Annotated in this window: 14 protein-coding genes; 10 read left to right on the top strand and 4 right to left on the bottom strand. The window is 41.5% G+C overall.

Translation table 11 applies throughout. The features are described 5' to 3' along the window. Nucleotides 1-158 precede the first annotated feature (158 nt). The gene (locus tag WMO37_RS02230) at nt 159-407 is read right to left on the bottom strand and encodes a hypothetical protein (protein WP_022432960.1); all 249 of its coding nucleotides are present in this window, start codon (nt 405-407) and stop codon (nt 159-161) included. 248 nt (nt 408-655) lie between these two features. On the opposite strand from WMO37_RS02230, the gene WMO37_RS02235 reads away from it, so the two are divergent. From WMO37_RS02235 to WMO37_RS02245, 3 genes are all read left to right on the top strand, one after another. After that, nucleotides 656-1,648: a peptidylprolyl isomerase gene (locus WMO37_RS02235; RefSeq protein WP_349154215.1), complete on the top strand. Its 993-nt coding sequence runs from the start codon at nt 656-658 to the stop codon at nt 1,646-1,648. Nucleotides 1,649-1,737: 89 nt separating this feature from the next. Further along, on the top strand, nt 1,738-3,675 hold the full coding sequence (locus WMO37_RS02240; protein ID WP_022432958.1) for a DNA gyrase/topoisomerase IV subunit B: 1,938 nt from the start codon (nt 1,738-1,740) through the stop codon (nt 3,673-3,675). Nucleotides 3,676-3,832: 157 nt separating this feature from the next. Then, the gene (locus tag WMO37_RS02245; protein WP_349154216.1) at nt 3,833-6,142 is read left to right on the top strand and encodes a DNA gyrase/topoisomerase IV subunit A; all 2,310 of its coding nucleotides are present in this window, start codon (nt 3,833-3,835) and stop codon (nt 6,140-6,142) included. Between the two features lie 237 nt (nt 6,143-6,379). Here the strand turns inward: WMO37_RS02245 and argH are convergent, their stop codons facing one another. Both argH and WMO37_RS02255 read right to left on the bottom strand, forming a co-directional pair. Next, on the bottom strand, nt 6,380-7,756 hold the full coding sequence (argH, locus tag WMO37_RS02250; RefSeq protein WP_349154217.1) for an argininosuccinate lyase: 1,377 nt from the start codon (nt 7,754-7,756) through the stop codon (nt 6,380-6,382). A 58-nt stretch (nt 7,757-7,814) separates the two neighbouring features. Further along, a complete protein-coding gene (locus WMO37_RS02255) occupies nt 7,815-10,556 on the bottom strand; it encodes a YfhO family protein (RefSeq protein WP_349154218.1) in 2,742 nt (913 codons plus the stop codon). Between the two features lie 205 nt (nt 10,557-10,761). On the opposite strand from WMO37_RS02255, the gene WMO37_RS02260 reads away from it, so the two are divergent. From WMO37_RS02260 to holA, 6 genes are all read left to right on the top strand, one after another. Continuing rightward, on the top strand, nt 10,762-11,373 hold the full coding sequence (locus WMO37_RS02260; RefSeq protein ID WP_022432954.1) for a helix-hairpin-helix domain-containing protein: 612 nt from the start codon (nt 10,762-10,764) through the stop codon (nt 11,371-11,373). Between the two features lie 33 nt (nt 11,374-11,406). After that, entirely contained in the window at nt 11,407-12,096 is a 690-nt protein-coding gene (locus WMO37_RS02265) for a response regulator transcription factor (RefSeq protein WP_022432953.1), read from the top strand. Next, nucleotides 12,089-13,609 (top strand): sensor histidine kinase, encoded by a 1,521-nt coding sequence (locus tag WMO37_RS02270; RefSeq protein WP_349154219.1) that lies wholly within the window; start codon nt 12,089-12,091, stop codon nt 13,607-13,609. Before WMO37_RS02265 ends, WMO37_RS02270 begins: the two co-directional genes overlap by 8 nt. Beyond that, nucleotides 13,606-14,535 carry a GerMN domain-containing protein gene (locus WMO37_RS02275; protein WP_022432951.1) on the top strand — a complete coding sequence of 310 codons (930 nt, stop codon included), beginning with the start codon at nt 13,606-13,608 and terminating at the stop codon, nt 14,533-14,535. Before WMO37_RS02270 ends, WMO37_RS02275 begins: the two co-directional genes overlap by 4 nt. A gap of 7 nt (nt 14,536-14,542) precedes the next feature. Next, nucleotides 14,543-17,179 carry a ComEC/Rec2 family competence protein gene (locus WMO37_RS02280; RefSeq protein WP_349154220.1) on the top strand — a complete coding sequence of 879 codons (2,637 nt, stop codon included), beginning with the start codon at nt 14,543-14,545 and terminating at the stop codon, nt 17,177-17,179. Nucleotides 17,180-17,381: 202 nt separating this feature from the next. Beyond that, a complete protein-coding gene (gene holA / locus WMO37_RS02285) occupies nt 17,382-18,359 on the top strand; it encodes a DNA polymerase III subunit delta (RefSeq protein WP_349154221.1) in 978 nt (325 codons plus the stop codon). A gap of 58 nt (nt 18,360-18,417) precedes the next feature. Here holA and rpsT read toward each other — a convergent pair whose 3' ends face one another. Next, on the bottom strand, nt 18,418-18,681 hold the full coding sequence (gene rpsT / locus WMO37_RS02290) for a 30S ribosomal protein S20 (protein WP_022432948.1): 264 nt from the start codon (nt 18,679-18,681) through the stop codon (nt 18,418-18,420). Between the two features lie 251 nt (nt 18,682-18,932). On the opposite strand from rpsT, the gene gpr reads away from it, so the two are divergent. Further along, complete coding sequence (gpr, locus tag WMO37_RS02295) at nt 18,933-19,895, top strand: GPR endopeptidase (protein WP_227089686.1); 963 nt, start codon at nt 18,933-18,935, stop codon at nt 19,893-19,895. The last annotated feature ends 27 nt before the right edge of the window (nt 19,896-19,922 follow it).

Raw genomic sequence — 19,922 nt, forward strand, 5'->3', positions numbered from 1 at the left:
GTGTAATCTGAGTCAGGGAATTGAGGATAAGGCAGTTGCAAGGATTGTTTTGAATATGCATAAGATAGGCTATACATCAAATCAGATAGCTGATGCTGTCGGAATCCGCCGATTCAATCACAATAAAAAGAATCGGTGGACTGGTTTAACTTTTGCCTTTAATTCTGCATAAACGCTTTCATAATATTCACTTCTTTTGCAGTCTTTAAAATAGACTCCTGCTGCATTTTCAGATACAGTTCCAGTGCTTTGACTTCCTTTTCGGAAAAGCCGTCATTGGAAATAATCGTGCAGTCCGGAATTTTACCCTCGGCACTTTTTCTGCCTTCGCTAAACAGTACGAAAGCTGTCGGTTTGCCGTCTTTTTGAAAAATCTGCGAAATAGACATGTTCATTTTACCGTTCATAAGCATACATTCCTTTGCTATATTTATTATATTGTTCTGCGTAACAGCCTGTATGGAATTGTCGAATCCAAACAGCATTTAATTAAAAATATTATAGCAGAACATTTTACAAGAAGCAAACTTAAAACAAAGAAAATCAACTCAAAATAGCTTTTCTAAAATGAAAATTAATGTTATAATAACATGAAATATTTTCGTTCCGGGGACTGAAAAAATCGGTGAAAAGCCGGAACAGCAGGAGGATTGTGGTGAAAAGAGGAAAAAAACGAATTATCGGACTGGTTATATTTGCAGTGGCAGTGGCGCTGATTGCAGGATATATAAAATTTTTTAACGGAACATTTTTATACATTTCGACAGGTTTAAAAGATGATGTCGTATTAAAAGCAGGCAATTCAAAAGCCTACACATGGGAGGCAGATATTCTGCTTTCCGATGCGAAAAAGGAATATGAAAATGTTTTCGGAAGCGGTGTGTGGAGTCAGAGCATGGAAGGTGTCAACATGGATGACTATGTAAAGGAACAGGTGCGCTCCAAGTTAATCCGCGTAAAATGTATGAATCTTTCGGCAAAGGAAAAGGGGGTTGTGCTTTCACGTACCCAGAAAGATGCCGTAAGCAGTGCGGCAGATACATTTTTTAATGCACTGACACAGGAGCAGGTTTCAGCGTTAAATGTAACAAAAGACCAGATTGAAAAAATGTTTACGGAGTTTGCAATTGCAGATACATTATATGACGATGTAACTTCGCAGATTAATACGGAAGTCAGCTCCGATGATGCAAGAGTGATTACAATACAGTACATCTGTGCGGGTTCCAAGTCGGACATTTCTTCCGCAAAAGAGCGTTTGGATAACGGAGAGTCGTTCTATTCCGTAGCAAAGGATTTTGGCGGGGAAGAAGAATCCGAAATAGAATGCAAGCGCGGTGAAATGGAACAGGCATTTGAAACGGCAGCCTTTAATTTAAAGACAGGCGAAACCAGCAGTATTGTTGAAGCAGGCGGAAAATATTACATTATCCGCTGTACCAGTGACAATGAAAAGTCCAAAACGGAAGCTAATAAAACGGCGCTGATGGATGAAAAGAAGCTGGAATATTTTAACAGTGTCTTTGAAAGCTATGAAGCTTCTAAGTATGTGGAAATGAATAAGAAGGTCTGGAACAGCAAGAAGACCGCCAATGCCACAGAACTGCCGGTAAGCTTTGAAACAGTTTTTAATGAGCTGGTAAAATAAATTACGTATTTGTAATGTGATTCTGACAGCAAAGATATTTAAAAGATAAAAAATATAAAATAGAAATAAGAAAAAGAATGGAGAAAATCATGGCAGAAAAGAAATATGATGCGTCCAGTATTTCCATTTTGGAGGGGCTGGAAGCAGTCCGCAAACGTCCCGGCATGTATATCGGAAGTGTCGGAACAAAGGGGCTGAATCATTTAATCTATGAAATTGCGGATAATGCGGTCGATGAACATCTGGCAGGATACTGTACGCAGATTGACGTATCATTAAATAAGGACGGCACGGCAACAATTAAGGATAATGGACGAGGAATTCCTATTGGGATTCACCCGAAGGCAGGAATCCCGGCAGTGGAGGTTGTCTTTACGATTCTGCATGCGGGTGGCAAGTTCGGTGACGGTGGATATAAGATTTCAGGTGGACTTCACGGTGTAGGTGCATCTGTTGTCAATGCACTTTCAGAATGGCTGGAGGTTGAAATTCACGTAGACGGCGGCATATACCGTCAGCGTTATGAGCGCGGTAAAGTGATGTATCCGCTTGAAAAGACCGGTACCTGCCGAAAGAGCGATACGGGAACGACAGTTACTTTCCTGCCGGATAAAGAAATTTTTGAAAAAACACGTTTTAAAGCCGATTCTATTCAAAGCCGTCTGCATGAGACGGCTTATTTGAACCCCGGACTGACGATTCATTTTACGGATAACCGCATTGAACCGGCAGCAGAAGCAACATATCATGAGCCGGACGGCATTAAGGCATATGTAAAGGACTTAAATACAGGCAAAGAGCCGGTGCAGGATATTGTGTATTATAAAAAGAGCGAAGACGGCATTGAAGTGGAAGTTGCATTCCAGTATGTCAATGAATTTGAAGAAAATATTTTAGGCTTCTGCAACAACATTTATACACAGGAGGGTGGAACGCACATCACCGGTTTTAAGACGAAATTTACCATGGTCATGAACCAGTATGCGAGGGAGCTTGGTATTTTAAAGGAAAAAGACCAGAATTTCACCGGTGTTGATGTCCGCAACGGTATGACGGCGATTGTAGCAGTGAAGCACCCGGCGCCGCGTTTTGAAGGACAGACAAAGACCAAACTGGACAACCCGGACGCGGGAACGGTAGTAAGTTCCGTGACAAATGATGAAATCCAGCTTTATTTTGACAAACATCTAGACGACTTGAAGGCTGTGCTTGCCTGCGCAGAAAAGTCTGCAAAAATCAGACGTGCCGAAGAAAAGGCAAAGACCAATATGCTCTCAAAGCCGAAATTTTCGATTGACAGCAACGGAAAGCTGGCAAACTGCGAAAGCCGTAATGCGGAGGAATGTGAAGTTTTTATTGTCGAGGGAGATTCTGCCGGCGGTTCGGCAAAGACAGCGAGAAACAGACGGACACAGGCAATTCTGCCAATTCGTGGTAAGATTTTAAATGTAGAAAAAGCAAGTATTGATAAGGTTCTTGCAAATGCGGAAATCAAGACGATGATTAATTCTTTCGGCTGTGGTTTTCTTGAAGGCTACGGCAACGACTTTGATATCAGCAAACTGCGTTATCATAAAATTATTTTAATGACCGATGCCGATGTGGACGGTGCACATATTGATACACTGCTGTTGACATTTTTCTACCGCTTTATGCCGGAGCTGATTCAGCAGGGACACGTATACCTTGCAACGCCGCCGCTTTACCGTGCCGAGTTAAAGAAAAAGGAAAAAGGCGCAAAGGCGGGAACAGTCGAATATCTGTATGATGACAAGGCACTTGAAAAGTACAGAAAGAAGCATCCAAGCGGCTCATTTTCATTACAGCGTTACAAAGGTCTGGGAGAAATGGATCCGGAACAGCTTTGGGAAACTACGCTGAATCCTGAAACGCGTATTTTAAAACAGGTTGAAATCGAAGATGCCAGACTGGCAACAGAGGTAACTTCGATGTTAATGGGCAGTGAAGTACCGCCGCGTAAGCAGTTTATCTATGCACATGCAGACGAGGCGGAAATTGATGCGTAGAGCATTTCTGGTATAGTAAATAAAACGATATGATTTAATAAATATAATCAGCAGAATTTAATAAATTCAGTTCATTGTTTTTTGAAATGAAAAGATAATAAAAACTGATTTTCAAATGCAGAGATAATAAGAACTGAAAAATCAAGAGGAGAATAAAATGGCAGAGCAGATAGTAAAGACCGAGTATTCCGAGGTCATGCAGAAGTCCTATATCGACTATTCCATGAGTGTCATCACAGCCAGAGCGCTTCCTGATGCCAGAGACGGATTAAAGCCGGTACAGCGGCGTGTTTTGTATGCAATGGATCAGTTGGGCTTAAATTATGATAAACCACACAGAAAGTCGGCACGTATTGTCGGTGACACAATGGGTAAGTATCACCCGCACGGCGACAGTTCCATTTATGAAACGCTGGTCGTCTTGTCGCAGGACTTTAAAAAGGGCATGGCACTGGTGGACGGACACGGCAACTTCGGTTCAATCGAAGGGGACGGTGCCGCCGCCATGCGATATACGGAGGCCAAGTTAAAGAAATTTACGCAGGACGTCTACCTTGCGGATTTGGATAAAAATGTTGTCGATTTTGTACCGAACTTTGATGAAACGGAAAAAGAACCGGCAGTGCTTCCGGTCAGAGTGCCGAATCTTTTAGTAAACGGTGCGGACGGTATTGCAGTCGGTATGACAACCAATATCCCGACACACAACCTCGGCGAAGTGGTTGACGCGGTCTGTGCGTATATGGACAATGAGGAGATTACGACCAAAGAACTTATGCAGTATTGCATCGGTCCGGATTTTCCGACCGGCGGTATCGTCATCAATAAAAGTGAGCTGGAACAGATTTACGAAACTGGAAACGGTAAAATCAAGCTGCGCGGCAAGGTCGAATTTGAACCGGCGGCAAAACGCTCGGAGCGTGACAAGCTGGTTATTACAGAGATTCCATACACCATGATCGGTGCGAATATCGGAAAATTTATTTCCGATGTGGTAGACTTGATTGAAACAAAGAAAATTACAGATGTCGTAGATATTTCCAATGCTTCTTCCAAAGAAGGTATTCGCATTGTGCTAGAATTAAAGAAAAATGCGGATGTGGAATATTTAAAAAATGTATTATATAAAAAGACAAAGCTTGAAGATACGTTTGGTGTCAATATGCTTGCGATTGTTGACGGAAGACCGGAAACACTGGGCTTGAAGCAGATTATCAAACACCATATTGATTTCCAGTATGAGATTGCAACCCGTAAATATACGACCCTTTTAAATAAGGAACTTGACAATAAGGAAATCAAAGAGGGGTTAATCAAAGCCTGCGATATTATTGATTTAATTATTGAAATCCTGCGCGGCAGTAAGAATTTAAAAATGGCAAAGGACTGTCTTGTAAACGGCAATACCGAGGACATTCAGTTTAAATCCGAAGCTTCAAAAAAGCAGGCGGCAGGGTTGAATTTCACGGAACGTCAGGCACAGGCAATTTTGGAAATGCGCCTGTACAAGCTGATTGGACTTGAAATTCTTGCATTGCAGAAGGAATATGAAGAATGTCTGGAAAAAATTGCAAAATACGAGCGCATTTTAGGCAGTAAAAAAGAAATGGCAAAGGTCATTAAGGCAGATTTACTCAAAATCAAGAAAGAATACGCACTGCCGAGAAAAACGCAGATTGAAGATGCCAAGGCGGTTGTATTAGAGGAGAAAAAGGTGCAGGAGCAGGAAGTGATGTTTATTATGGACCGCTTCGGCTATGCAAAGACCATTGATATGTCGGCGTATGAAAGAAATAAGGAGGCGGTACATAATGAGAACCGCTATGTATTCTCTTGCATGAATACCGATAAAATCTGCATTTTCACGGACAACGGCAGTCTGCATCAGATTAAGGTGCTGGATATTCCATTTACGAGATTCCGTGACAAGGGAACGCCGATTGACAATCTGGGCAACTATGACAGCAGTGGTGAAAATATCCTTTATCTGACACCGTTTGAACAGTTAAAGGGTAAAAAAATGCTGTTTATGACAAAACTGGGTATGGCAAAGCTGGTGGACACCTCAGAATTTGAAGTCAGTAAACGTACCGTAGCCGCGACCAAATTACAGGAAGACGATTTACTGGTCGGCATCTATGTGACCGATGCGGTAAAAGAAGTTTTCTCAAGGTTTTCACTGGACGGGGAAGTCAAAGAAGAAGAAATGATTGTGAGCAGTCAGCATGTTATCGTGCAGACAGCGGACGGATACTTTTTACGCTTCCCGCTTTCAGATGTGCCTGAAAAGAAGAAGGGTGCGGTCGGTGTGCGCGCAATCAAACTGACCGGAAAAGATACGGTCGAAGATGTGTATCTGCTTACACAGGGAGATGAACTCACGATAGAATACCGTGGTAAAAACGTAGACTTTGCCCGATTAAAAATGGCGCATAGGGATACGAAAGGAACGAAAATACGAGTCTGAAAAAATAATCTGCTGTACCTCAACGTGTTACTTGACTTCGGTACAGCAGATTATTTTTTCTGTATAGTGGGTGGCTGAGGTTGTACGGAGGAGAGGTCGGGAGTAATGGTGTGTCGGGAATGGAAAGTATGAAATATGATATATAGTATTAGAGTCCGCGTAATCAGGCATTCTGCCTGATTTTGCGGACTCTTTTTGACGGATATTATCACCATAAAACTGAGATATTTATCTGATTTAGTCATTTAACAAATATCCTTCATATTTTTCAATAACCTGCTTCATGACATCAGGTCCCGGGGCGCCGAGGGTCAGACGTTTTTCAACGCAGGTCTTTAAGCTGATGGCATCGTAAATATCCTGTTCAAATACAGGGCTGATTGCTTTGTATTCGTCTAATGTAAGGTCGTCTAATGCGATTCCCTTTTCGATACAGGTTAATACAAGCTGACCGACAATACCGTGGGCATCGCGGAACGGAACACCTTTTTTTACAAGGTAGTCAGCAGCATCTGTGGCATTGGTAAAACCGTGCTTTGCGCTGTCTTCCATGCGCTTCGGATTAAAACGCATTGTGGCGATCATGCCTTTAAACAGGCTGACACAGCCCTTTACCGTATCAATCGCATCAAAGGAGAGTTCCTTATCTTCCTGCATATCCTTATTGTAAGCAAGCGGAATACCTTTCATGGTTGTCAGCAGGCTCATTAATGCGCCGTAGACACGTCCAGTCTTTCCACGGACGAGTTCTGCAATATCCGGGTTTTTCTTCTGCGGCATGATAGAACTGCCGGTGCTGTATGCGTCATCTAACTCAATGAATTTATATTCATTGGAATTCCAGATACAGATTTCTTCTGAAAAACGGCTTAAATGCATCATAATCGTAGAAAGTGCATTTAAAAATTCAATCAGATAGTCACGGTCAGAAACAGAATCCATACTGTTTAAAGTTGGGCCGTAAAAATCAAGCAGGCTGGCAGTCAGTTCACGGTCAAGCGGATAAGTCGTTCCGGCAAGTGCGCCTGCACCGAGCGGGCAGTAGTTCATTCTTTCGTAAATGTCATGCAGGCGGCTTCTGTCACGCTTAAACATTTCAAAATAAGCGCCGAAGTGATGTGCAACCGTAACCGGCTGTGCCTTTTGTAAATGTGTAAAGCCCGGCATATAGGTTTCGGTATTTTCCTTCATGATTTTTAAAATCACTTCCATGAGTTCTTTGACTTCCTGATTGACGTTTAAGACCTCATCACGTGTATAAAGGCGCATATCCAGTGCAACCTGGTCGTTACGGCTTCTTCCGGTGTGCAGCTTTTTGCCGGTGTCACCGATGCGCTCAATCAGAGTTGCTTCCATAAAAGTATGAATATCTTCATATTCGTCTGTAATTTCAAGCTTACCGCTTTCAATATCGGAAAGGATTCCGTTTAATCCGTCAACAATTTTTTTGCTTTCGTCTTCTGAAATGATACCCTGCTTTCCGAGCATTGTTGCATGGGCAATACTGCCGCGGATATCCTGTCTGTAAAATTTCTGGTCAAAAGAAATAGAAGCGTTAAAGTTATTTACAAGCTGGTCTGTTTCCTTTGTGAATCGTCCTCCCCAGAGTTTCATAGTGTCCTCCATTCTGCCGTTTTGGCGCTGTAATTTTGTGTAAGTTTTTAAGTAATGCTTATTTGGTATCGTCCGTAATATCCATATTTTCAAAATCATCTAAAGTGTCAATATCTACCGGAGGGGCAGTATCTTGTTTTATTTGATTAATGTCGGACTGTGTCATGATAACTTTTGTCTTGCGGTGCATGAATAATGTGTCTGTTTCAGAAAGATATTCCTGAAGCAGCGGTGGAAGTTTTGTGGTGTCAATCTTTCCATTAACCCGGTATTTTCCGAATAAATGTACCGCAACTAATATAATAATGCATAAAAGTGTAATTATGCAACCCTTAATCAGATTTACCGGCATATATTTTAGTACAATTGTGTGTTCTCCGGCTGAAACAGAAACTGCAAGCAGGGCATCTTTTACTGCATAAGTATTCACTTTTTTACCGTCTATATAAACACTCCAGCCGCCGTCATACGGAATTGAAAACAGCATTGTGCTGTCGCTTTGTGCCGTTACGGTGCCTTTTATTTTCGTATCAGAGTGTGAAGTGATGTTTAATCCGCCGTTATTTAAAATGTTATAGGCGTTGATAAAACGTTCTTCTTCTAACGTATAAACGGAAAGACCCATTGGGGTATCGCCGTATACTTCAATGGAATCGGCAGTTGTAACATAGCCGATGTCAATTAAATGATTGCCGTTTTTTAATCCGGAGTAGTTATTGACCGATCCGTTGACTTTAACACCGACAGAATCGACATTTGTACCGGATACGGCAAGATACATATGACCGTTTTTAATCGGTTCAATATTAACATCTGTTTCCGATGTATATTCGTAAGTCAGCGTAAAGACATTGGCAATGCCTGTGGCAGCCTTAATCAGGCTGTTTTGGCTTTCAATGCCGTTATACATCGAACTGCTTGTCCATTCATCTTCAAAATTCGTCGGTACGAGATAACCCAGTGGCAGTGTATAATTATTTTTATAAATAAATTCACCGTCACTTCCGGTCACATACTGTAATAGCCGGCTTTCTGCCAGGTGCTGGTTACTGATAACATATTTTACGGAAAACAAAGAATTCGTTACCATGGTAGCACCTTCATATCCATACGCATTGGTTGAATGTTCAAATCCGAGATAACCGAATAAATCGGAAATGCCTGCGTTGGAGGTTGATGAAAATGTTGCAAGAGAGTGATAATTGTGCCATGCCCCGTCATTTTTGGAGCGCGCGCCCGTTATCTTATCCATGCGGTAAAAGGTGGAATCCGATGCGGCAATCGTATCGGTAACCGTTTTCACGGCATCGTAATCGAGCAGATAAGCGGTACGGTTCGTTGTGCCAAGACCTGTCGATTCCATATTCATCGTACATTCAATGATGCTGACGGCAAATGCTGCAAATAAAATAACCGGAATTTTAAAGCTTGTCCGGCGGTGAAGCTGAATCAGCAAGGCGTAAGCTAAGATAAATGCACCGCTGATATAAACGCTCTTTGCATCGTAAGTGCTGTCTGTCGTAAACATCTGCTCAATTACAAATAAAAGTCCGACAGCAATCCACACAGCCGCTGCCAGCTGTTTGTCTGTTGTTTCTTTTAAATAGTAAAAGGCTTCAAATGCCATCGTCAGCACAAAGAAAACGTAGATAAAGGACTGACGGCATGGCAGGCTGTTCGGATAATGGAATCCGTGCCAGATGAAATTAAAAATGTTAATGTTAAATGCCAGCAAAAAGACCAGTAAAATACAGAATTTTCCGATACGTTCTCTTGGCTGAATCTTTTTATTCATGGCATACAGCGGAATCAGTAAAAAGATAAAGACACCGCAGTAAATGTTCGGATAGTGGTCCAGTCCCAGATGTACCGGAATGTTTATCAATTGTCTGGTAAGCATTTCAAGCATGGAAAAATACACGCTTAACGTTTTCGGGAAAGACACGTCACTGGAAGCGGATAACGAGAATGTATACAGCTCCGGCAGTAACAGACAGGCAGACAGGCCGCCCGCAAGCAGGGAGTATACGCACCAGTGAATAAATTTCTTTAAATAAATGCGCGGATGGCGTGTGCCGTTGTAAGAAACCATTAAAACAATGAAATACAATACAACCGCCATACATACCATGATTGCAATATAGTAATTGGTGAAAATGCAAAGTCCGAGACTGATACAGTACAGCAGGCATTTATTTTCATTGACCAGACGTTCCAGTCCCAGCATAATCAGCGGTACTAAAATAACGCAGTCCAGCCACATAATATTCCAGCTGTATGCGGCAACGAAGCCGGAGAGTGCATAAAATGTTCCGAATAATGCAATCGAACAGCTTTTTGTGTGAAAATGCTTTGCAATATAATATGCAAAGGAGACAGAAGCTGCTGCCAGCTTTACAATAATCATTGCATTCATGATTTCAATCATGGAACGCTGCGGAAACAGTGCAATCAGCCAGTTGGCAGGACTTGCAAGATAGTAGGCAAACAGGGAAGTGAAATTCGTTCCCATGCCGATATCCCATGAGTAGGTCAGGCTTTCGCCGCTTCGGATTTTATGCCAGAATTCCGAAAAAAACGGTGCATACTGATGATACATATCAGAACGCAGATAGCAGTTTGAACCAAATGGGAAAATGTCGCGCACATAATACAGTGCAGCCAAAATAATAACCGGAATCAGAAATGCCATTACAAAGGTAATATTACCGCTTGGAATGGAACCGTTCTCATCATCCAGCAGTGAAAAATGAAATCTTTTCTTAGTGTCAGCCTTTGCTGACTTGATTTTCTTTGACAAGATGTGCCTCCTCGAATCATAATAATAATTTATTTTACTATAATGGGAAATTTCTGTAAACATTTTGTTAAATAAAATGTTTCTGGTACTTTCGTTTGTTTTGTGATTTTCTGCTTGTAATCTACGATTGATTTCGGTAAAATAAAAAATGAGCACAAAGGGGGCTTTATACTTGTAAAAAATAAAGTATAAGGAGATGTGGTCAATGAAAAAAGAACAGGTTATTAAAGCTGCTGCCATTGCAGCCGTAATTTTAATTTCAGGGGTGTTTTATACAGTAAAACAGCAATCTGAAACCGGGGCAGCAAAGGCAGCGGTTGTGCATACGGAAGAATCTGTTACACAGGAAGAAACAGAAAACACACAAAATGTAACCGGGCAGGAAGAACAGAAAGCACTTTGTTACGTATATATCTGTGGGGCGGTTGTAAGTCCCGGTGTATATGAAGTTCCGGAGCATACAAGAATTTATGAAGTTGTTGAACTGGCGGACGGTTTTACGCCGGAAGCAGATGATACGGTATTAAATCTTGCAGAAAACGTGTTGGACGGGCAGAAACTCTATATTCCCAAGCAGGGAGAAATAACAGAAAAAGCAGATACGGCACAGGATGTGCAAGGTGTGGGGAAAGTGAATATTAATACAGCAGATAAAACGGCGTTGATGACACTTCCGGGAATCGGAGCGTCTAAAGCGGAGGATATTATACAATACAGAAAAGAAAACGGGTCTTTTCAAAAAATTGAAGATATAAAAAAAATTTCCGGTATTAAAGATGCTGCGTTTAACAAAATCAAAGAGTTGATTTGTGTTTGAGAAAACCTGCAGGCCGGAGGGATGAGGAGAAACATGGCAAACAAAGTTTTAGTAGTGGATGATGAAAAGCTGATTGTAAAGGGATTAAAATTTAGTCTGGAACAGGATGGCATGCAGGTAGAATGTGCATATGACGGAGAGGAAGCACTGGAATGTGCCAGAAAGAATTCATATGATATGATTCTTTTAGATATTATGCTGCCCAAAATGGATGGCATGGAAGTGTGCCAGCAGATACGTGAATTTTCAGATGTTCCGATTATTATGCTGACTGCAAAGGGTGAGGATATGGACAAGATTCTCGGTCTGGAATACGGTGCAGATGACTATATTACAAAGCCTTTTAACATTTTAGAGGTAAAGGCACGGATTAAGGCAATTTTACGCCGGAATTCAAAGGCATCAGCCAAAACGGAAGCAAGCAGCCGGATTGAAACGGGAGATATGCGTATGGACTGTGACAGCCGCAGTTTATTTATCCATGATAAGGAAGTGTATCTTACGGCAAAAGAATTTGATTTACTGGAATTACTGGTGTTAAATCCCAATAAAGTTTACAGCCGGGAAACACTTCTTAATACGATCTGGGGTTATGACTATCCGGGGGATGCACGGACAGTAGATGTACATGTACGCCGTCTGCGTGAAAAGATTGAAGAAAATCCGAGTGAGCCAAAGTATGTTCATACTAAGTGGGGAGTAGGATATTATTTCAATGTTTAAGAATTTAAAACCGGATCGGTTAAAAATCGTAAAATTTCATAAAAAAAGTCTGCCGGAACTTGTAAGATTGGTTTTTAGAAAACTCAAAAGTGCAAGGGTGCGGCTGTTTATGATACTGGCAGTCTTTTCAATTGTGCCACTGTATTTCGTGGATGTCATGATTCCATATTATTACAGAAGCTCCATGATTAAGGACAGAAAGGCAGACCTGCAGACGAAAGCAGCTGTCGTTGCCGGAGAGTATGCGGATTTTGAGTCGCTTGCCGAGGCAGAAAAAGCCGGTATGTATAATCAGATGGTGCGCTACTCCGCATTTGAAACCATGCGTATCCGTGTTATTAATACGAATTTTGTCATACAGTCGGATTCTTATTCTTTTGAAACAGGAAAGACGATTATTAATTCACGTGTCATCAGCGCATGTAATTCCAAAAAGAGTTTTTCAGGATATGATAAAACAACCGGAACAATAGAAACTGTTGTGCCGCTGTACAATAAAAATAATGAACTCATGGGGGTACTTTCTGTGGGTGTTGATGTTTCCGAGATTGATAAGTTCCAAAGCGAGGTTAGTTACCGTACCGGAATTATCCGAACGGCATTGGTAACGATACTGTTGGCAGGAGCATATATTATATCCAAGCTGTATGGAAAGACATTAAGAAAGCAGTTTCATACGGTCGAGGAAATTGCAAACGGACATACAGAAAAAAGACTCAGCATAAAAGGTGACACACAATTACAGGATTTTGCCCGCAATTTTAATCTGATTATGGATAAGGCAAGTGTATTAGATGAGAGCCGTCAGGAATTTGTATCTAATGTGTCACATGAATTAAAGACACCGATTACATCGATTAAGGTGCTGGCAGATTCCCTGAATTTGCAGGAAGATGTGCCGATTGAACTGTATAAGGAGTTTATGCAGGATATTGTCAATGAAATTGACCGCGAAAGTAAAATTATTGACGATCTGCTTTCGCTTGTGCGGATGGACAAGCCGTCCGGTGCGATGAATATTTCGTCTGTGAATCTGAATGAATTAATGGAGATTGTACTTAAGCGTTTAAAGCCGATTGCACAGAAAAAGAATATCGAACTGCTGTTTGAAAGCTTCCGCCCGGTCGTTGCAGAAATTGACGAAGTCAAGTTTACACAGGTTGTATCCAATCTTGTTGAAAATGCGATAAAGTACAACAATTTAGACGGCTGGGTGCATGTAGCCCTAAATGCCGATTATCAGTATTTTTATGTGCGTGTAGAGGATTCGGGAATTGGTATCCCGAAGGAAAATCAGGATATGGTATTTGAACGCTTTTACCGTGTGGATAAGGCACGTTCCAGAGAAACCGGAGGAACGGGTCTGGGACTTGCAATTGTAAAGAAAATTATCCTTATGCACCACGGAACGATAAAAATGCACAGCGAAGAAGATGTAGGAACGACATTTACGGTCAGAATTCCGTTAAATTATGTTCAGTCCGATACAGAACAGGAGGGACGGCTTTCGTGAAAAAAATAGTTGGATATATACTGGTTTTATTGCTGGCTGTCAGCAGTTGTTTTGCGTATACCGGATGTCAGAAAAACACATCGGAAAGTCAGGTGTATAAAGTTTACTATATGAATAGTTCGGCCAATAAACTGGTAGAAAAAACATATAAAACGGAAACATCAGATACGCTGGTGCTGATGCGGGAATTGATGCAGCAGATGAATACACGTCAGAAAAAGGAAGACTGTGAAGTCATTAAGCCGGAGCAGGTCCGTTTAGACCATGTGACTTTTGATTCGTCCAAAAGCACGGCGAATATTTATTTCAGCAGGGAATATAACGAATGTGACAATTCTGTTAAACTGCTTTTAAATGCGGGAATTGTAAAAATGCTCACACAGATTAACGGTGTTTCTTATGTGCAGTTTTATGCGGACGGCAGTGTAGCGGAGTACCCTGACGGAACGCAGATCGGACTGCTGTCCATGGAAGATTTAGTCGATGACTCGAATGAAGCAATGGGAAATATTGAATGGAAGAATCTCAATTTGTATTATGCAGACAAGCTTGGGGATAAACTGGTAAAAACATCGGTTGCAGTCGCTTACAGCAAGAACGTATCCTTGGAAAAAATGGTTGTAGAACGGCTGATTAAAGGTCCTTCTGATACGTCGGTATATGCAACACTGCCAACGGATTTAAAACTGCTCAATATTTCCGTAAGTAACCGCGTGTGTTATGTCAATTTAAGCACGACATTTTTAACGGAAATGGTTAACGTGTCCAATGAAATACCGGTGTATTCTATTGTGAATTCATTGTGTGAACTGGATAGTGTGGATGCTGTTAAAATTATGATTAACGGGGACTCCAGTAAGACATTCCGTGAAAGCATCAGTTTAGATAGTACATTTACATTTAATGAAGCAATTGTAAGTTCATAAATGCATTATGCATAAAACAGGAGGGGATTTTATTAAAAGACCGATGGTATTTGCGGCACTTGTCACGGTATATATTGCGCTGTGTATGACTGCTGCAGGCAAAATATATCTGCTTTGTGGGCTGCTTGTTATGACGGCAGCAGTTCTGGTAATTGTTAAGAGAACAGGCAGGAAATGGACTGTCTGCCTGTCCTTTCTTTTTTCTTTGATTTCTTATGGAATAATCTCTGTCCGGTCAAAACCGGCATCCTTTGATTCCGTTATACAGCAAAAGGCACAAAAAAGTACGGTTACAGGAACGGTCTGTGCCGTGGAACAAAAAGATGGATATGACTGTATTATATTAAAAAATACAACGGTATCCATACAGAATAGCGACAAAACTGAAAATCCGGAAGAAAGAGCAGGAAAGCTTCTTGTATCCATTGTTAATACATATTCTGATAAAGGCGGGGTACAGGGGGATGGAAAAACGGTGTCAACAGTTGAGATTGCACCCGGTGATATGCTTTTAGTGTCCGGAACATTAAAGTGTTTTGAAACTTCACGCAATGAGGGCGGTTTTGATAGCAGAATGTATTACAAATCTATCGGGATTCATTATAAAATGACAGCCGAAGATGTGACGGTGCTTACCAGGAAAAGACAGACGGCAGGCTATTTGTTATCAGAATTCCGCTTGAAAATTAAAGAAGTCTATGAACAGATTGGCACAAAAGAAAAGGCAGGTTTGTACAGCTCGATTGTTCTTGGCGACAAGAGCAGTCTGGATGGTGATATTAAAAAGCTTTACCAGCGCAACGGAATTGCACATCTGCTGGCAATCAGCGGACTGCACATATCGCTTGTGGGAATGGCATTATACAGGCTGCTGCGCCGCGCAGGAACGTCATATGTATTTTCTTTTGCGGCAGGAACGCTTTTTATAACCGGATATGTTCTGATGACAGGAAATACGCTGTCAGGACTGCGGGCATTGGTGATGTGTCTTTTGATGATGTATGCACAGGTGCTAGGAAGAACATATGATATGCTGTCTGCGTTAAGTACAGCAGCAGTGATGTTTATCTGGAATAATCCATACGTGTTGTATAACAGCGGCTTTTTGCTGTCTTTTTGTGCAATAATGGGAATTGCGGTCGTTCTGCCTGCGTTGAAACGTGTTTTTCTGCCGGATCGTCTGCAGAGTAACCATGCAGAAAAACGGTGTTTTATAGATACACTGAGGGATACTGTAAAAGCTTCTTTTTTAACCAGTTTTTCTGTTACGGCAGCAACGCTGCCGGTCATTTTGAATTGTTATTATGAATTTCCTTTATATAGTGTATTTTTAAATCTTCTGGTGATTCCGTTGATGCCGCTTGTCATGTTATGCAGTGTGAGTGCTGGTGTTACAGGACTTTTTTGTAAACCGGCAGGTGTGTTTTTACTGGGAACAGCCCATTTTATTTTAGAATTTTATGAAGTTTTATGCGGAACAGCTGGAAAACTGCCGTATGCAAGAATTGTTGCAGGAAAGCCAAAGCTATGGCAGTGTGTAGTATATCTGTTGGTTTTGGCACTGTTTGTCGTATTATCGCATTCTCCGTCGGATTTTTGGAAGAAACTTCTTTTTAATGCAACGCACAGAAAGAGGAAAGGAGCTGCACATTTTAATAGAATGACAAAAAGTACAGGAAATACAGAGCCTAAAAATACAAGAACTATTGAATCTGAAAAAACAACAAAAGGTGAATGTGCTGCAGAATTAAAAAAATCAGCAGAGAACACAAAAACAGTGAAATATTCAAAGATTGTAAAAAAGTGTGAGCTAATATTTTTAGCTGTTGCTATCATGATTATCATGCTGCCGAAAAAGCCGTCTTTTGAAATTGACATGCTGGACGTGGGGCAGGGGGACGGCATCTATATGATGACACCGGAAGGTGAAACGTATCTATTTGACGGCGGGAGCAGTGATGAGAAAAATCTGGCACAAAATACGCTGGTACCGTTTTTAAAATCCAAAGGTGTTGCGCGGATAGATTATGCACTGGTCAGTCACACCGATACAGACCATATCAGCGGCATTATGGAACTGATGCAGGGAGATGAAATTACTGTCGGGGCAGTGCTGCTGCCGGAGGCATTGAAAAATTGTGATGATACAAATTACATTAAATTTATCAAGATTGCGCAAGACTGTAATATTCCGGTGTGGCATGTCAAAACCGGAGATTTTGTCGGAAACAGTCAGGTTACGGTGCAGTGTCTTCACCCGGAAATATCATACCACACGGATTCAGTGAATGATATTTCGGCGGTTTACCGGATTGACTATGGAGAATTTTCTATGCTGATGACGGGGGATGCAGGAATAAACGTTGAAAATGAATTGCTGGAAAATGGTGTATTATCGCCGGTTACGATTTTAAAGACCGGGCACCACGGTTCAAAAAGTGCCAGCAGTGAAGCATTTTTGGAGAAAATCCGTCCACAGGCGGCACTGATTTCATGCGGGGTCAATAACCGTTATCACCATCCGTCGGAGGAAGTAATACAGCGTTTAAAAAAAATGGATATACAGACAAAGGTAACGGCGCAGTGCGGTCAGATTACCGTTAAAAGTGACGGAAAAACTTATCGGCTTATGCAGTGGCAATAACGGCAGGAATATGTTATGATTGTTTCTAAAGCGGAAGCAGGCTGCATAGAAGAGAGGAAAGTGTGAAAAATCCTTAAATCTAAGATTTTTCACAAGACAGATTGATGAGGCAGGTGTCATCAATCTGCCTTATCGCAGGACTGAATAAATTCAGTCCGCGAATCCTCCGGCATTGGAAGGCCTGCGGAAAAGAGAGATTATTGTGAAAGTAATTAATGAACAGATTAAAACAGGGGAGTTTCAGAGCGTATATCTTTTATACGGTGAGGAGGAATATTTAAAAAAGCAATACCGTGATAAGTTAAAAAAGGCAATCAGCGGGGACGATACCATGAATTATTCTTATTTTGAGGGAAATAAAATCGTGGTAAAAGAAGTGATAGATATGGCAAATACACTGCCGTTTTTTGCACAGAAGCGGTTAATTATCATTGAAAACAGCGGCTTTTTTAAATCTTCACAGGAAGAACTGGCAGATTTTATAAAAAATATGCCGGATTATCTTATTTTTGTTTTTGTTGAATCGGAAGTTGATAAGCGAAATAAAGTATACAAGGCAGTCAGCACGGCAGGATATATCTGTGAAATGAAACAGCAGAGCACTTCCGTACTTGTGCAGTGGATTGTAACCCTTTTAAAAAACGAAGGGAAGACCATTGACCGTCCGGCGGTCGATTTGCTGCTGTCCAAAACCGGCGCAGGCATGGATTTAATCTATGCAGAGGTTGAAAAACTGGTCTCATACTGTATCGACAGACCGCAGATAACCGCGGAGGATGTTGAAGCCGTATGTACAACACAGACCACGAGCCGTATTTTTGATATGATTACGGCGATTGCAACCAAAAAGCAGAAGCAGGCATTGGATTTATACTATGATTTACTGCTGTTAAAAGAACCGCCGATGCGTATTTTATATCTGCTGGCAAGACAGTTTAACGGCATTTTGCAGGTCAAGGAATCATTAATGCGTGGCAATGCCAATGCACAGATTGCAAGAGAAATGGGGGTTGCACCGTTTATTGTCGGCAAATATGCCGCACAGGCAAAATATTTTGAAAGCGCACAGATAAAAGAAGCACTCCGGGATTTTGCGGAAACAGAGGAAGCGGTAAAGACCGGTAAAATAGAAGACAAGCTCGGTGTTGAACTGATGATTATAAAATACAGTCAAAAGTAAAAAAAGAAGCAGATGTGAGTGGGTGACAACATCTGCTTCTTTAAAATACATTATAAAATTAAGCCATAGCGTTTACAGCTTTTGTAATGCGGGAAACCTTTCTTGCAGCTGTGTTCTTGTGGTAGATACCCTTAGAAGCAGCCTTAGAAATTTCGCCGATAGCAACTGGTAATGCAGCTTCAGCAGCAGCCTTATCGCCTGCAGCAACAGCAGCGTCAACCTTCTTTACATAAGTCTTAACTCTAGACTTAACAGCCTTATTTCTATCAGCTCTGATCTGACTTGTTAAAACTCTCTTCTTAGCAGATTTGATGTTAGCCAATCCGTACACCTCCAAAAAAATTATATTTAAAAGATTAATCTGTTTTGCATTAAATCCGGACACGGACGTTCTAATGTAAACATACTACTGTATTATAGCGGGAAGGGGAGAGGATGTCAATAAAATTTTCCATTTTTTTAACGGATTTTTAAAAAGATACGACACATACTAGTATTAACTTCTAATGGCAGATAAAAAACTGAACATGAAACTGCCACTTTGTGAGATTAGAAAATGGAGGGCAGTTAAAAATGAAAAATGTATTTGAAATCAGAACAGACCTTGCATTAGAGGTCAATGAGCAGGTTAATAGGGAAAAGGGAAGATTAAAAGGTGTTATTATAAATGAAATGAAGGATAATAAAACAGGGATTAAGGTCACGGTGCTTGAAATTACCGGGAAAGAAGGTGTCAAGGCACTGCACCGTCCGGAAGGAAAGTATATTACAATTGAAGCCGGAAAGCTGGGAACAACCGATGATGAATACAGCCAGCGCACGGCAGTTATTCTTGCCAAAAATCTCGAAGAACTCTTGTCCGGGTATATCCGCGAAAAAGAAAAAGCGACTGTTTTGGTGCTGGGGCTTGGCAATGCTGATGTGACAGCCGATGCACTCGGACCGGATGTTGTAAAAAATATTGAAATTAACCGCCATTATGCAAAGGAAGCCGGTATACAAGTTGCAGTGGCGGGACTGGCACCGGGTGTTATGGCACAGACCGGCATGGAAACGGCGGAACTGGTGCGTGGCGTGGTGCGTCAGTTAAAGCCTGATGTTTTAATTGCAATCGATTCGCTGGCGGCGCGGGACAGCAGCCGCTTAAATACGACAATCCAGTTATCCAGTCAGGGAATTCATCCGGGGTCCGGTGTCGGCAATCACCGTGTTGGCATTACGGAAGATGTTGTCGGTGTGCCGGTGCTTGCAATCGGAGTGCCGACCGTGGTGGACGCCCCGACAATTGTCAATGATACGATGGAAAATTTTTTAAAAGCCATTGCACAGTCGAAAGAATTAAAGTCTGTCAGCCGTATTTTTTCAGAATATTCCCCACGGGAAAAATATGAATTGATACGGGAAGTCATTTCGCCGGAAATGGTGAATATGTATGTGACACCGAAAGATATCGATGCCAATATCAAGGCAATCGGGCATATTCTTGCAAAAGCGATTGATATGGCGTGTGAAGATTTACAGATGATTGGGATTTAAAGGTATATCCGGCGGCAGAACAGAATA

Source organism: Lachnospira intestinalis (assembly GCF_040095895.1).
Lineage (GTDB): Bacteria > Bacillota > Clostridia > Lachnospirales > Lachnospiraceae > Lachnospira > Lachnospira intestinalis.

What these genes read in the sequence shown, in the direction of transcription:
- WMO37_RS02245 (WP_349154216.1), top strand. Translation starts at nt 3,833, where the DNA reads ATGGCAGAGCAGATAGTAAAGACCGAGTATTCCGAGGTCATGCAGAAG.
- WMO37_RS02240 (WP_022432958.1), top strand. Translation starts at nt 1,738, where the DNA reads ATGGCAGAAAAGAAATATGATGCGTCCAGTATTTCCATTTTGGAGGGG.
- WMO37_RS02280 (WP_349154220.1), top strand. Translation starts at nt 14,543, where the DNA reads ATGCATAAAACAGGAGGGGATTTTATTAAAAGACCGATGGTATTTGCG.
- WMO37_RS02265 (WP_022432953.1), top strand. Translation starts at nt 11,407, where the DNA reads ATGGCAAACAAAGTTTTAGTAGTGGATGATGAAAAGCTGATTGTAAAG.
- argH (WP_349154217.1), bottom strand. Translation starts at nt 7,756, where the DNA reads ATGAAACTCTGGGGAGGACGATTCACAAAGGAAACAGACCAGCTTGTA.
- WMO37_RS02270 (WP_349154219.1), top strand. Translation starts at nt 12,089, where the DNA reads ATGTTTAAGAATTTAAAACCGGATCGGTTAAAAATCGTAAAATTTCAT.
- gpr (WP_227089686.1), top strand. Translation starts at nt 18,933, where the DNA reads ATGAAAAATGTATTTGAAATCAGAACAGACCTTGCATTAGAGGTCAAT.
- WMO37_RS02230 (WP_022432960.1), bottom strand. Translation starts at nt 407, where the DNA reads ATGAACGGTAAAATGAACATGTCTATTTCGCAGATTTTTCAAAAAGAC.
- WMO37_RS02260 (WP_022432954.1), top strand. Translation starts at nt 10,762, where the DNA reads ATGAAAAAAGAACAGGTTATTAAAGCTGCTGCCATTGCAGCCGTAATT.